Origin of the sequence: uncultured Brachyspira sp. (assembly GCF_944388875.1) — a bacterium.
GTDB lineage: Bacteria > Spirochaetota > Brachyspiria > Brachyspirales > Brachyspiraceae > Brachyspira.
This window is the reverse complement of sequence record NZ_CALXKQ010000001.1, coordinates 151084-165750: the sequence shown is the minus strand read 5'-3', so window position 1 is coordinate 165750 and position 14667 is coordinate 151084. Positions and strand designations below refer to the sequence as shown.

At 27.7% G+C, this 14667-nt stretch carries 12 protein-coding genes; 6 read left to right on the top strand and 6 right to left on the bottom strand.

Annotated elements, in window-relative coordinates; genetic code table 11:
- Window positions 1–169: 169 nt before the first annotated feature.
- From fusA to Q0J69_RS00795, 5 genes are all read left to right on the top strand, one after another.
- Window positions 170–2257 carry an elongation factor G gene (fusA, locus tag Q0J69_RS00815; protein WP_297203390.1) on the top strand — a complete coding sequence of 696 codons (2088 nt, stop codon included), beginning with the start codon at window positions 170–172 and terminating at the stop codon, window positions 2255–2257.
- Between the two features lie 86 nt (window positions 2258–2343).
- Complete coding sequence (locus Q0J69_RS00810; RefSeq protein WP_297203388.1) at window positions 2344–3162, top strand: PTS sugar transporter subunit IIA; 819 nt, start codon at window positions 2344–2346, stop codon at window positions 3160–3162.
- 15 nt (window positions 3163–3177) lie between these two features.
- Entirely contained in the window at window positions 3178–3585 is a 408-nt protein-coding gene (locus Q0J69_RS00805) for a FlgD immunoglobulin-like domain containing protein (RefSeq protein WP_297203385.1), read from the top strand.
- Window positions 3586–3699: 114 nt separating this feature from the next.
- Complete coding sequence (locus Q0J69_RS00800; protein ID WP_297203383.1) at window positions 3700–4266, top strand: DUF3793 family protein; 567 nt, start codon at window positions 3700–3702, stop codon at window positions 4264–4266.
- Between the two features lie 114 nt (window positions 4267–4380).
- On the top strand, window positions 4381–4812 hold the full coding sequence (locus tag Q0J69_RS00795) for a flavodoxin (protein ID WP_297203381.1): 432 nt from the start codon (window positions 4381–4383) through the stop codon (window positions 4810–4812).
- Between the two features lie 101 nt (window positions 4813–4913).
- Here Q0J69_RS00795 and aroB read toward each other — a convergent pair whose 3' ends face one another.
- The gene (aroB, locus tag Q0J69_RS00790) at window positions 4914–5978 is read right to left on the bottom strand and encodes a 3-dehydroquinate synthase (RefSeq protein ID WP_297203379.1); all 1065 of its coding nucleotides are present in this window, start codon (window positions 5976–5978) and stop codon (window positions 4914–4916) included.
- 69 nt (window positions 5979–6047) lie between these two features.
- Window positions 6048–7091, bottom strand: a complete 1044-nt coding sequence (gene aroF / locus Q0J69_RS00785) for a 3-deoxy-7-phosphoheptulonate synthase (protein ID WP_297203377.1) — start codon at window positions 7089–7091, stop codon at window positions 6048–6050.
- 412 nt (window positions 7092–7503) lie between these two features.
- Here aroF and glgP point away from each other — a divergent pair, with 412 nt between their 5' ends.
- Window positions 7504–10065 carry an alpha-glucan family phosphorylase gene (gene glgP, locus Q0J69_RS00780; protein WP_297203375.1) on the top strand — a complete coding sequence of 854 codons (2562 nt, stop codon included), beginning with the start codon at window positions 7504–7506 and terminating at the stop codon, window positions 10063–10065.
- 53 nt (window positions 10066–10118) lie between these two features.
- On the opposite strand, the gene Q0J69_RS00775 is transcribed toward glgP, so the two are convergent.
- The 4 genes from Q0J69_RS00775 to Q0J69_RS00760 form a co-directional block, all read right to left on the bottom strand.
- Complete coding sequence (locus Q0J69_RS00775) at window positions 10119–10742, bottom strand: hypothetical protein (protein WP_297203373.1); 624 nt, start codon at window positions 10740–10742, stop codon at window positions 10119–10121.
- 167 nt (window positions 10743–10909) lie between these two features.
- Window positions 10910–11992 (bottom strand): ankyrin repeat domain-containing protein, encoded by a 1083-nt coding sequence (locus Q0J69_RS00770; RefSeq protein ID WP_297203371.1) that lies wholly within the window; start codon window positions 11990–11992, stop codon window positions 10910–10912.
- Window positions 11993–12023: 31 nt separating this feature from the next.
- Window positions 12024–13247 (bottom strand): hypothetical protein, encoded by a 1224-nt coding sequence (locus Q0J69_RS00765; protein WP_297203369.1) that lies wholly within the window; start codon window positions 13245–13247, stop codon window positions 12024–12026.
- A gap of 15 nt (window positions 13248–13262) precedes the next feature.
- Window positions 13263–14465, bottom strand: coding sequence for a hypothetical protein (locus Q0J69_RS00760; protein ID WP_297203366.1), 1203 nt, complete (start codon window positions 14463–14465; stop codon window positions 13263–13265).
- Window positions 14466–14667 lie beyond the last annotated feature (202 nt).

The window sequence follows — 14667 nt, the reverse complement described above, 5'->3', positions numbered from 1 at the left end:
GCATAAAATTTGATTTTTGATATTTTTTTTACTATACTTGAATTATCATGCATTACTTAGTTTTCTATGAAACAGCTTATTCTTTAAGCTTCTTTAGAAACAAATCCAATAATATAATAAATAACCTATTATATCAAAATAATTACCTGTTATCAAAGGAGGAATGTCTATGGGAAAAATTTATAACCCAGAAAGTATCCGTAACGTTGCCATATTAGGACACGTTGGAAGCGGCAAAACCACATTGAATGAAGCCTTACTTTTTAGATCCAAGTCTATAGATAAAAAAGGCGAAATTGAGAGAGGTACTACAGTCAGCGATTATACAGACGAAGAAATCAAACAAAAAATGTCTATACGTACTTCTTTGAGCTTTATTGAATGGAAAGATCATAAGATTAATTTACTGGATATTCCTGGGTCGGGTGATTTCAGCGGAGAGATTAACCCAGCTTTGAGAGTAGCAGAATCATGTATTGTTGTAATAGATGCAGAGTTCGGAATACAAATAGAAACTGAAAAACATTGGCAGATGGCTAATAGTTTTAAAAGACCTAGAATAGTATTCGTTAATAAAATAGATAAAGAGATGGTTGATCATAAAGCTTTATTAGAAAAAATAGAAAATAACTTTAAAGAGCCTCCTGTAGTACCTATACAAATTCCTATGGGTAATGGTAAAGATTTTAAAGGTATAATAGATGTTATTTATCATAAAGCTTTTTTCAGAGATGAGAATGGAAAAATTATAGAAGCAGAAATACCTGAAGAATACTATGATGAATACAGAGCTACACGCGATAGATTAAAAGAATTAGTATGCGAAGTTGATGATACGCTTACAGAAAGGTTTTTAGAGGGCGGAAAGTTTACAGATGAAGAATATATAGAAGCATTAACAAAGTCTATACTTCAATATAAGGTTGTTCCTATTCTTTTCGGTACATCATTAAAAGATATAGGTATGGGAGCTGTACTTGATACTATAATCAGATATATGCCTTCTCCTTCCTATGTTCCTGCAACAAATGGTAAAAATCCTATAACAGGAGAAGAGGCAGAAAGAACTATACTTGGAGATGATCCTTTTGCAGCATTTGTATTTAAAACTACAATAGATCAGTATGCTGGAAGAATATCATTTTTTAAAGTGCGTTCTGGTACTATAAAGAGCGGAGATGAGATTTATAATTCAAGAACAGGAAAAAAAGAAAAAGTTTCACATATATATATGGCTAGAGGAAAAAAACAAATTGAAGCTGATACAATTACAGCAGGCGATATAGGAGTATTAGCAAAACTTTCAGACTGCAGAACAGCTGATACAATAAGTGCTCCTAGTTCTCCATTCCAATTTGCTCCATTGAAAATACCTCAGCCTATATATTTTACAGCTATAAAAATACTAAAAAATGATGTAAAAGCATTAGAGGTGTTGGATACTATATCTCAGGAGGATTTAACATTTAATGTAGAATTTGACAGCGAAACTAAAGAAACAATCATAAAGGCTATGGGAGATTTGCAGGTAAAATTGGCATTGGATAGGGTAGTATCTCTTACAAAAGCAGAAATAGAACAAAGTGTTCCTAGGGTAGCCTACAGAGAAACTATCAGAAAGAAAGCACAGGCACAGTACAGGCATAAAAAACAGTCTGGAGGAAGCGGTCAGTTCGGAGAAGTTCATTTAGAGGTAGAGCCTCTTCCAAGAGATGGCGGATACGAATTTGTAAATGATATATTTGGCGGAGCTATTCCTAAACAGTATATACCTGGTGTGGAAAAAGGTATACAGGATGCTATGGCACAGGGTCCTTTAGGAAAATATCCTATGGTTGATATAAAAGTAAGGCTTTATGACGGTAAATACCATGATGTGGATTCCAATGAATTATCATTTAGGATAGCAGGTTCTATGGCTGCCAAAGAAGCGTTTAAAAATGCAAACCCTGTATTATTAGAACCAGTTATGAAAGTTACCGTATATGTACCAGAAGAGTTCACAGGTGCTATAATGAATGAACTTACTGGAAAAAGAGGTAAAATTTTAGGTATGGAGGCGGCATCTAATACAGTACAAATGATTAAAGCAGAAGTACCGCTTTCTGAAATGCTTACTTATTCTATAGAAATGAAAGCATCTACTTCAGGAAGAGGAACTTTTGAGATGGAGCATTCTCATTATCAAGAGCTTACAGGTCCTTTAGCTGATAAGGTTATAGAGGAAAGAAAAGCATTGCTTGGCAGCGGAGAATGAAATTTGGATTGTATATAAAAAATAAAGTTGATATTTTTTATATACTATAATATAATAATTTAATATGTATAAAATTAGGAGATTGTATGCTCAAAATAATTGACAAAATCACAAAAGAACATGTATTTGAGAACTTGGAATCAAAGGATAAAGAATCACTTTTTAGAGCGTTAAGTGAAAAAATTGCACCAATTGCTTCTGCATCAGCCGATGCTATATTCGATGCATTCAAAAAACGTGAAGATGAATACACAACTAATATAGGTAATGGAGTTGCTGTTCCGCATGGAAGAATTCAGAATTATGGTAAAACAGACATATTTGTTGGTTTCTTAAAAGATGAGATTAACTACGATTCAGATTCTGATGAAAAAAGCCCAGTAAAACTTGTATTTGCTATACTTTCTGATCTTGATAATCCTCAGGACTATCTTTTAAATCTTTCTCAGATTTTCTTCTTAGTAAATCAAAAAGAAATATTAGAGAAAGTTATGGCTACTAAAAGCTATGATGAGCTTTCAAGTGTTTTAGAATCATTCAAGAAATTAGATGAAAAATTTGAGGCTGAAAAACAGATTAAATTCTTAATAGAGCTTGAAAGAGCTGAAATACAAATAAAAGCTTATGAGCTTTATAGTTCTACTCACTCTCAGCAAAAATCTGATGTTGTTTTAGAAGAGTACAAAAAATACAAAGACACTATATTAAGTAAAATTGATGTTGCAGTATTAGAAAACTATAAGAGAATCAAAGAAAATAAAGGCGAGGCTCTAGCTAAAATAGAAAATTATAAATGCAGTGCTTGTAATGTTGCTATACCTAAAATGACTGTTAATGAAGTTAGAAGACAAAATCAGATTATAATGTGTTTCCATTGCGGAAGAATATTATTTACTACTGATTAATTATAAGTTATTTTAATGATAAGTATTTTATCTAATATAAGGTCAGCTAAGAGAAATATATTTATACTGTTTCTTTTAGCTTTCCTTTATATTTCATGCTCGCCTAATAAACCTAGCTCTCTTATTTCAGAGTTCTATAATTACCCTAATCCGTTTAGTCCTTCCAGCGGAGAGAGTACTACATATAAAGTATCTATAAAAAATGGAACAATATATAGTGCTAAACTTCAAATATACTCGCAATCAGGTGATCTAATTGAAGAAAAAGATTTTACTGTGAATGGTTCTTCAGCACAGTGTATATGGTCTGGTTTAGATAAGAACGGCAGATATCTTCCTTCAGGAATTTATGATGCTAAAGCTACTGTAAAAGATAATCAAGACTCTACATTTGTTGCTGAGTTTAAAACTTCTATAAGATAATCTAATATCAAACATACAAAATATTAAATTTTTTTAAAAAAGTTAGAGTATTATAACAAATTCTGTTGACATTTTTTATGTATATGTTAGAATACTCTAACAATAGGAGATTGAATGTTTGATAAATTAATTATTGACCATTGTGCACCTGCTTTATCAGGTATAAAAATAGCTAATATATTTACTTGTGAATATCTATCTAAAGAAAAACTTAATAAAAAAGTTTCTTTATACAATAATATTCTAAACAAAAGAGGCATAAATGTAGCTGTAATAAAATATTATAATAATAAGGCTGTAGTTTATGTATATAACAAAAAAGAGTTAGAAAATTATTTATCAGATGATAATATTTTCAAGTTTTTGAAAAATTACGGATATAAGTCAAAAAATATATATGAATGCATAGAGGTTTTGAAAAGAAGAATGCAGTATTCTAAAACATTTCCTCATGAAATAGGTATATTTTTGGGATATCCTCTTATAGATATAAACGGCTTTATAAATAACTATGGGAAAAATAGTTTATATACTGGGTATTGGAAGGTATATCATAATAAAAATGAGGCTATAAAAATTTTTGATGATTATAATAGATGCAGAAATTTTTATATAAATACATTTTTAAGAGGAAAGGGCATTTTGGAGATAATGGACGATTACAAACTTCATTCTTTATAATAATAAAAATTGTTCGCTAAAAATATATAGCAAATGAATTTGCTATATGCTCACAATTTTTATATTTGGCTTTATAGTATTTAATTATTATTTATTACATAAGGAGGTAATAATATGAGTAATAAAATAGCAGTAATATATTGGAGCGGTACAGGCAATACTGAGTTAATGGCTCAAAATGTAAAAAAAGGCATAGAAAATGCGGGAGGAGAGGCTGATATTTTTAGTGTATCAAGTTTCGATGCTGGAAATATAAACAACTATTCAAAAATAGCATTAGGCTGTCCTGCTATGGGTTCTGAAGTTTTAGAAGAATCAGAATTTCAGCCTTTTTATGATTCTGTAAGAGGAAGTTTATCAGGTAAAAAAGTCGCTTTATTCGGTTCTTATGACTGGGGCGACGGAGAATGGATGAGAAATTGGCAGGATGATGTAAGTTCTGCAGGTGCTTCTTTAGTTAAAGATGGTTTAACAGCAAATCTTACTCCAGATGATAATGCTGTAAGTGAATGTGTGAATTTGGGCGAAGCACTGATGAAAGCATAAATAAAAATAAATCCTAAAACAAAAAAGAGGCATTAGCTTATAAAAAGTTAATGCCTCTTAATTAATCAAACAATAAAATAATAAGTTCCAAAGTAAATTTATTAATTAAAAATATCCTCAATACTCACTTTTTCAACACAAGGTTTTCCAATAGATTCTAAAAATACGAAATTGATTTTATCATCACTTCTTTTTTTATCGAGTTTAATAGCCTCCTTCAAATCTATATTATTGGGTATAGCTGTAGGCAGAGAAAATGCAGACAATATATTTTTAGCTCTCTCTAATATATTTTTATCTTTAGTTATGCCTTTTTTAATACCATACTCTATAGCAAAAATCATACCTATAGCAACAGCTTCACCATGAAGCAATACACCATAGCCTGCAGCATTCTCTACACTATGTCCTATAGTATGCCCAAAGTTCAAAAACATTCTCTCTTTCTGCTCTTTATAGTCTATCTCTACAATATGAGCTTTTAATTCACAGTTTCTTTTAAGTATATAATCAATATCCAATTCAGTATTATTGTAACAATGCTCCTCTATAAGTTTTAAAAGTTTTTCATCAAATAAAAATGCATGCTTTATAACTTCAGCCATTCCTTCATTATATTCTCTTTTAGGAAGGCTTAATAAAGTATTGCTGTCTATTATAACGAGTTTAGGGCTGTGAAAAGCTCCTACTAGATTTTTTCCTTCTCTTATATTAATACCAGTTTTTCCGCCTACAGAAGAATCCACACATGCAAGCAAAGTAGTAGGAATCTGCACAAAATCAATTCCTCTCATCCAAGAAGCAGCAGCATATCCAGCCATATCTCCTACAACACCGCCTCCTAATGCTATTATCATATCCTTACGGCTTAATTCATTTTTAGCAAGTGAAGAAAAAATATCAATTATGCTTTCTATATTTTTATTTGATTCTCCATGAGTAATGACGCATACAGAAGTTATAATATTCTCTTTTTCCAAACTTTCTTTTACAATGTCAGTATAAAGTTTATCTACTATATCATCTGTAACTATTAAAGCCCTTTTTCCTCTTAGTATATTTTTTACTAATTTTCCTGTTTCTTTTATTAATCCCTTTTGAACTAAAATATCATAATTTATTTGAATATTCGAGATATTGTTTATTCTTACTTCAACTTTATTCATAAAATAATCCATTTATAATTATTGTATATAAAAGGCGTATATAAAATACGCCTTTTATAAGAAATTTAATTATTTAGTATAAATTTTTCCATTATGTCTTTCTTTTATTTTGCTAACAGTATCAGCCATCATATTAACAGACTCCATAATATCTTGGAAAACATCAGGTTTAATAGACTGTGCTCCGTCGCATAAAGCATGTTCAGGATCATTATGAACTTCTATAATCATTCCATCAGCACCAGCAGCAAGAGCAGCAAGAGTTAAAGGTAGTGCCATCCAAGACTTGCCGCTTGCATGAGAAGGATCTCCTATTACAGGTAAATGGCTCATTCTCTTTATAACAGGTATAGCAGAAACATCGAAAGTATTTCTAGTATATGTTTCAAAAGTTCTTATTCCTCTTTCACATAATACTACATCGCTGTTTCCTTTATCAAGTATATATTCAGCACTCATAAGCCATTCTTCCATGGTATTAGCAAGTCCTCTTTTTAAAAGTATAGGCTTTTTCAATTTTCCAACCTCTTTTAAAAGTTCAAAGTTCTGCATGTTTCTAGCACCTATTTGAATCATATCTACAGTGTTTTCAAAATCTTCTAAATGCCTTATTGAAACTATTTCGCTTACTATAGGAATACCTACCTCTTCTTTAGCTAGTTTTAATATTTTAAGTCCGTCAAGTGCTAAACCTTGGAATGCATAAGGGGAAGTTCTAGGTTTGAATGCTCCTCCTCTGAGTATTGAAGCTCCAGCAGCTTTTACGCTTTTAGCAATATTAATAACCTGCTCTTCACTTTCAACAGAACAAGGTCCAGCTATTATAACAGGTCTTCCAGCACCTATTTTTACTCCGCTTACATCAACAATAGTATCTTCTTTTTTGAATGCTCTATTAGCTCTTTTGAATGGCTCCTGAACCTTTAATACTCTTGCAACACCTGGTAAAGTAGCCATTAATTCTCTGTCAACCTTAGAAGTATCTCCTACTATACCTATAACAGTGCAGTCTACACCTACTATTTTATTTGTTACTAATCCTGCCTGTACAAGTCTGTCAGTTATATTATTTATATATTCTTCTTTAGCATTTGGTTTCATTACAATAATCATAGTTGTTAATCTCCTTAATTTTAAAATATTATGTTAATTAATAATGTTTATATATTAGTTATAATTAAAAAATTCAATTTTATATATTTGTATTTGTTTGTGGAATTATAGAATATACTGGCGTTTTAAACGCCAAAAAAACTAAAGAAAAATTGAAAGCAAAAATAGTTATTGCTGTAAATAGGGTTTATAAAAATTTTATCTTTCATAGTAATATATTATATAGAAATATAAATAAAAGTCAATTGAAAATATTATATTTTTATAAAAAATAATATAAATTCTCTATATATTTTTATAATTATATTACACATATAATACTATAAATATAAATAAATTCATTGATTTTATTGTATATTTATTATAGAATAAAAAAATAAATATCTAAAATAATTTTTAAGGCGGTAATTTTATGAAATTAAACAAATATATGGTTTCGCCATCTGTGCCGAAAGAATTGGAGCCACTTATAGAAATTACTAAAAACTTTTGGTGGTGCTGGAACCAGAAAGCAGTTACATTGTTAAGAACTATTGATATTGATAACTGGGATAAAAGAGATCATAATCCTATAAGAGTTTTAGGCGAATCTCTTCAGGAACGTTTTGATGCTATGCTTCAAGACGATGCTGCTATGATGAATTTAGGTGAAGTTTATGATGAGTTTAAAACTTATATGAAGCAGGAAACTTGGTATAATAGTTTAGATGATTCTATAAAAGCTAAAAATGAAAAAATAGCATATTTTTCTTTTGAATACGGACTTCATGAATCTTTGCCTAACTATTCAGGCGGTCTTGGTATATTATCAGGGGACCATTTAAAATCTGCAAGTGATTTAGGTTTGCCTTTAGTAGCTGTTGGACTTTTATATAGAAAAGGATATTTCAGGCAGTATTTAAATGCTGACGGATGGCAGCAGGAATATGATATAGAAAATGATTTCTTTAACTTAGCTTTAGAAAAAGTTTTAGATAAAAATGGTGAAACTTTAAAAGTAGATGTAGATCTTCCAGGAAGAAAAGTTTATGCTCAAATTTGGAAAGCAAATGTAGGAAGAATAGAACTTTACTATTTAGATGCTAATATCGAAGAAAACAGAATCGAAGATAGAGATATTACAGCTCAGCTTTATGGGGGTAATTTAGAAACTAGAATACAGCAGGAAATATTGCTTGGTATAGGCGGTGTTAAAGCATTGGATAAATTAGGAATTAAACCTACTATTTATCATATGAATGAGGGACATAGTGCTTTTCTTTCTCTAGAGAGAATAAGACAGCTAATGGAAAATAATAATTTGGATAAGAATACGGCAAGAGAGGTAGTGTATAGTTCAAACATATTTACAACTCATACTCCAGTACCTGCGGGTAATGATATATTCCCTATAGATATGGTTCAAAAATACTTCAGCGATTATGTAAGACATATAGATATGACTATGGATGAGTTTATAAGACTTGGAAGAATTAATCCTGATGATCAAAAAGAAAGTTTCTGTATGACTGTTCTTGCTCTTAATTTATCAGCTGAAAATAATGGGGTAAGCGAGCTTCACGGACATGTATCAAGAGCTATGTGGAAAGATATATGGAAAGGCGTTCCAGTTAATGAACTTCCTATAGATTCTATTACTAATGGTATTCATACTTTAAGCTGGATATCTTTTGATATGCAGAACTTACTTGACAGATATTTAGGTCCTCGCTGGAGAACTAAGCCTTTAGAGTATGAAATTTGGGAAAGAGTACAGAAAATACCTGATGCTGAGCTTTGGAGAACACATGAAAGAAGAAAAGAAAGACTTATTGACTTCTGCCGTGAAAGATTAAAAGCACAAATTACAAACAGAGGATTCACTAAAAATGAAATAGAGCATGCAGAACAAATACTTTCTCCTGATGCTTTAACAATAGGTTTTGCTAGAAGATTTGCTACTTATAAAAGAGGTACTTTATTATTCAGAGATTTAGATAGATTAAAAAATATTATAAATAATTCTGAAAGACCTGTACAAATTATTTTTGCTGGTAAAGCACATCCTCATGATAACGGCGGTAAGGAATTAATAAGAAATATTGCTGAAATTTGCCGTAGGGAAGATTTTAGAGATCATATAGTATTTATTGAAGATTATGACATAAATGTTGCAAGATATATGGTTCAGGGTGTAGATGTATGGCTTAATAATCCTAGAAGACCTTTAGAAGCAAGCGGTACAAGCGGTATGAAAGTTCCGCCTAACGGAGGTTTGAACTTCAGCGTATTAGACGGATGGTGGGATGAGGCTTATGATGGTCAGAACGGATGGGCTATAGGAAACAGAGAAGAGTATACTGATTTAGAATATCAGGATGAAGTAGAAAGCAAGGCTCTTTATAATGTATTAGAAAATGAGATTATACCTCTATTCTATGAAAGAGGAAGAGATGATATACCTAGACAATGGGTTGCTGCTATGAAGTGGAGTATGCAGACTGTTTGTCCTGTATTTTCTACTAACAGAATGGTTGCTGATTACTTTAATAAATTCTATAATAATGCAAGTAAGAGATATATCAATATGACTGAAAATGAGTTTGAAAGAGCCAAAGTATTAAAGTCATGGAAACAGGATATTTTCTCTAAATGGTCTAAAGTATCATTTGAAAATACTATTTCAGAAATGCCTTCAAGAAATTTAAAAGTTGGAAGCAAGTTTGAAGTAAAAACTATAGTTAATTTGGGAGATATAGCACCTGATTCTGTTAGAGTTGAAATTTATAATGGTAAATTAAGTATGAAGGAGGACATTATAGATCCTGTTATAGTTGAAATGAAACATTCTGCTGATCTTGGTAATGGAAGACATTCATTCTCAGGTACTTTAGAATGTACTAACAGTGGTCAAAGCGGTTATGCTATAAGAATGTATCCATATCATAAAGATTTAAGTTATAAATTTGATATGAAACTCATAATATGGGGTTAATATAAAAGAATAACTAATAGAGAGGGTTTTTACTTTAAAGTAAAAGCCCTTTTTTAATAATCTTTAGTCTTTACCATAAACGGATAATCATTATACATATTTGTAGTTAGATCCATTTTTTTCTTGAATGGTATATATTCCAATTTTGGTTCATAATTCCAATATCTTGTTTCTCCTCTTATACTTGGTATAAAGAGCTTCAATCCTATAGGCAATGATTTTGTATTGTTTATGATATTTTTATTGGCATTGTATATAATATTCCAGAAATTTCTCTCACCATATATAAACGGATAAGATGATATTTTTAATAATGTATCTCCTTTCCTTACAGTATAATATCTAGGAAGTAAATCCATTGTTATATCATATCCTCTTTCTTTATATTTAGAAAAATCTATATCATTAGTTATTATAAGAATGTTATTATTAGTTGATAATATTGCTTTATTAGTTATTAATAATATATTATTATTTGTCAATAAATCATTATCATTTGTTATTATTATAATGTTTTCATTTGTTAATTCATATATTGTTTTAATATCTCCTCTTTTTTCAGCTTCATCTAAAATTTTCTTTTTTACATAATTTTTTATAGGAGTTTCTTCTATGAATAATGGGGTAAAAAATAGAAAACAGTAAAAAATAAATAAAAAAATTATAATTTTTCTCATAATATGAATTTTTAATGCTAGTTTTAACTTAATTAAACTATATTTTTATTAATTTTTCAATAGGTAATTATACTATTATTTTATAATATTAAATCATTTTTTGTTTATATATAACTCATAAGTAATTATTCAATAATATTTATAATAATTTAGAATTCATATTATAACTATTTTGTGAGTAATTTTATTATCTCTTCATTTTTTCCGTATTCTCTAGCATAATACAATGCATCATAGTCACCTCTTTTTATACTTTTATCAGCACCAGCATCTAAAAGCATTTTTGTCATCTCTAAATTTCCGTTACGGCAAGCCCACATCAATGCTGTCATACCGCCTCTATTTTGAACATTAACATCTGCATTATTTTTAATAAGCACTTTTACAGCATTAATATTATTATAAGAAGCGGCTTCTCTCAATGCAGTATCATAATCATAATCTTTATATGCACCACTATCAATCAGCTTTTGTAAAAAAACTTCATTGGTAGAATAGTGTGCAGCATTTATCAATGGAACATTAAGATTAAGCAAAGTTGATTGATTAAGATGACAAACTTTCAAACTTTTATACAAAGAATCAGAACCATTTTGAAGTAAAATATCTGCTATATCCTCATGGCCGAACATATAAGCATAAATCAAAGCATTTGCATTATTTCTATTTCTCTTATTTATATCAGCTTTATTTGCAATCAAAATTTTTACCGTTTCTTTATAGCCTTTCATAAGAGCATACATTAAAGGAGTATCTTCATTTCCATAATCTCCATCATAAGCTATATTAACATCAGCTTTATTTTTGATTAAGAGTTTTACCATTTCAATATTTTCTTTTCTATTATATTCTAAAGCACAAAATAATGCAGTTCTTCCTCTAAATCCCTGATAATCAATATCAGCACCATGACTTAAAAGCAGTTTAACCATTTCCATATTATTATTATCAACTGCAAGTATCAATGCACTATCTCCATCATTTAATACAGTATTAACATCCGCTTTATATTTTAGAAGAAGTTTAGCCATTTCTATATTATTATCCATAACTGCATGTGATAATAATGTAAAATCTTCATAATCAAGATCATTTATATTGACATTATATTTCTTAAGAATATTCTCAGCTTCTTTAACATTGCCTTCATTCACATATTCTCTTAATTTTTCATAAGCTTTAGTTTTATTATCCGTTTGACTGTATAAGTACATACTAAATAAAAATAAAATAAATATTAGTTTTTTCATAATTCATAAACCTCTTTAAATTATTAAGCTTTTATTTATCTTTTAAAAATACCATTATAATAGGAGCTATAAAAGAAAAAATAAATGAGTAGATACCATAAATATAAATGAAGCTGTATATTTTATTATTTCCAATCACTGCCTCATTTATATTGATATTGTTCTTTAATATTTTGAATATAGACTTTATATTTTGTACTATTACATATATTAAATTAATAGCTATTACAGCATTAAGAACTGTAATAGAAATTTCATTTATTTTTACTTCTGAAATAATTACTCTGTATATGCTTGCTCCTAATACTAATATATTAAATAAAAATGCTAGTACTGGAAATATTATATACATTGCTTTTGTTATCACACCAGCTTTATAGTCAGCTCTTATAAAGTATAAAGTAATAATAGATAAAATTAATAATGCATTATAAATTATAAAAGACTTAGTATTGTCAAAAGGTCTTATAGGTTCATATAGTAAGGCAAAAAATGAAACAAATATTAAAAATGAATATAAAAATAATAATCCTCGAGAAATATATATTGATAAAACAGTTTTGAATCTCTTTTGCACAAAGAAAAATATAAACGGTATTAAAGTAGATAAATATACAATAAAAATCAAAATCAGTTTTAAGGCTAAGGTATTTCCATGTTCTTCAGAAAAAACAGATAACATTAAACCAAAAAATAATAATACCATAAATACCAAAAATTCTAGCAATTCTACCAATTCTACCAATTTAATAATTAAGAATAATATTGTTGCTAATAAAATTTCTGATGCTACAGAAAACAGTATTATATCTCCTAATTTAGTAAAACTATTATATGTATTATTCTTTATATTAAAATTGTTATCAGATAAAACTATTATAATAAAAAAGATTATAGAAGATAATATACTTTTATTAATCATTATATTAGATTTAAAAAATTCAAGCATATCAGGTATTTCATCTTTTAATGGTGCTGAAGTAAATATGCCAAGCAAAAATAAAAGTAAAAATGACAAAAATATTATTAGTATTGTTCTTTTATTAATATTTTCTAAATTACTATCTATAATAAATAAAAATGAATAACAAAAAAAGTAAAATACTTGATAATAAAAACTATTAATAATAATTAAATTGTCAGCATTATGATCAATATCATATAATAATATTTGTATACTTATAGGAAGAGAAGAAATTATCATTAATACAAATACTAATATATGATATAATCTTTTTTTACTAATATAGTTCATAAATCTCTCGAACTTTTATTTATTTTTTAAAAATACCATTACAATAGGAGCTATAAAAGAAAAAATAAATGAGTAAATACCATAAATATAAATGAAGCTATATATTTTATTATTTCCAATTACTACCTCATTTATATTAATATTATTTTTAAATATATTTATTATAGACTTTATATTTTGTATTATAATATATATTAAATTAACAGCTATTATTATATTAAGAACTGCAATAGAAATTTCATTTATTCTATTTTCTGAAATAATTACTCTGTATATGCTTGTCCCTAATACCAATATATTAAATAATAATGCTAGTATTGGAAATATTATATACATTGCTTTTGTTATTACTCCAGCTTTATAGTCAGCTCTTATAAAGTATAAAGTAAAAATGGATAAAACTAATAATGCATTATAAATTATAAAAGACTTAGTGTTATCAAAAGGTCTTATTGGTTCATATAGTAAAGCAAAAAATAAAGCGAATATTAAAAATGAATATAAAAATAATAATCCTCGAGAAATATATATTGATAAAACAGTTTTAAATTTCTTTTGCACAAAGAAAAATATAAAAGGTATTATAGAAAAAACAAATACAATAGACATAAAAAGAAGTTTTTCAATTAACGATTCAAAATCAGATGCTATATTAGTTCTAAAAATAAATTTATTATATAAAAAAACAATAAATACCCAAAATACAAATGCAATAATTGCAGCTATTATAGAAAAGAAAATTATATCTCCTAGCTTAGTAAAACTATTATATGTACTATTTTTTATATTAAAATTATTATCAGCTAAAAGTATTATAATAAAAAATATTATATAAGCTAATATACTTTTATTAATCATTATATTAGATTTAAAAAACTCAAGCATATCAGGTATTGCATCTTTTAAAGGAGCCGAAGTAAATATGCCGAGCAAAAATAAAAGTAAAAATGATAAAAATGTTATAAGTATTGCCTTTTTATTAATATTTTCAAAATTACTGTTTAGATTAAATAAAAATGAATAACAAAAAAAACAAAAAAGTTGAAAATAAAAACTATTAAAAATCATATTGTAAATTAATCTTTCAGAATCATATTCAGTATCAAACAATAATACATATATATTAGCAGGAATAGAAGAAATTACCATTAATACAAATACTAATATAAAATATATTATTTTTTTGCTGCTCGAATTTATTAACTTATTTTCTGACATTTATAATAACCCCGTATATGTATTTTGAAAATTGATTATAACTTATAACTGCAAATTGTAAAGTATAAAATAATAGCTTAATTATTATAAGCATCAATACCAAATACTGTTTTCATAATTTTATAAAGTAAATAAATTGTAAAATATTGTAAAAAATACTTGCTTTAAATTTGTATATAATATATTCTTTTTTTCGCAAATT

Bases quoted from the DNA above. Each gene is read 5' to 3' on its own strand.
- glgP (WP_297203375.1), top strand. From the start codon at position 7,504: ATGAAATTAAACAAATATATGGTTTCGCCATCTGTGCCGAAAGAATTG.
- fusA (WP_297203390.1), top strand. From the start codon at position 170: ATGGGAAAAATTTATAACCCAGAAAGTATCCGTAACGTTGCCATATTA.
- Q0J69_RS00795 (WP_297203381.1), top strand. From the start codon at position 4,381: ATGAGTAATAAAATAGCAGTAATATATTGGAGCGGTACAGGCAATACT.
- aroB (WP_297203379.1), bottom strand. From the start codon at position 5,978: ATGAATAAAGTTGAAGTAAGAATAAACAATATCTCGAATATTCAAATA.
- Q0J69_RS00800 (WP_297203383.1), top strand. From the start codon at position 3,700: ATGTTTGATAAATTAATTATTGACCATTGTGCACCTGCTTTATCAGGT.
- Q0J69_RS00765 (WP_297203369.1), bottom strand. From the start codon at position 13,247: ATGAACTATATTAGTAAAAAAAGATTATATCATATATTAGTATTTGTA.
- Q0J69_RS00770 (WP_297203371.1), bottom strand. From the start codon at position 11,992: ATGAAAAAACTAATATTTATTTTATTTTTATTTAGTATGTACTTATAC.
- Q0J69_RS00805 (WP_297203385.1), top strand. From the start codon at position 3,178: ATGATAAGTATTTTATCTAATATAAGGTCAGCTAAGAGAAATATATTT.
- Q0J69_RS00775 (WP_297203373.1), bottom strand. From the start codon at position 10,742: ATGAGAAAAATTATAATTTTTTTATTTATTTTTTACTGTTTTCTATTT.
- Q0J69_RS00810 (WP_297203388.1), top strand. From the start codon at position 2,344: ATGCTCAAAATAATTGACAAAATCACAAAAGAACATGTATTTGAGAAC.
- aroF (WP_297203377.1), bottom strand. From the start codon at position 7,091: ATGATTATTGTAATGAAACCAAATGCTAAAGAAGAATATATAAATAAT.
- Q0J69_RS00760 (WP_297203366.1), bottom strand. From the start codon at position 14,465: ATGTCAGAAAATAAGTTAATAAATTCGAGCAGCAAAAAAATAATATAT.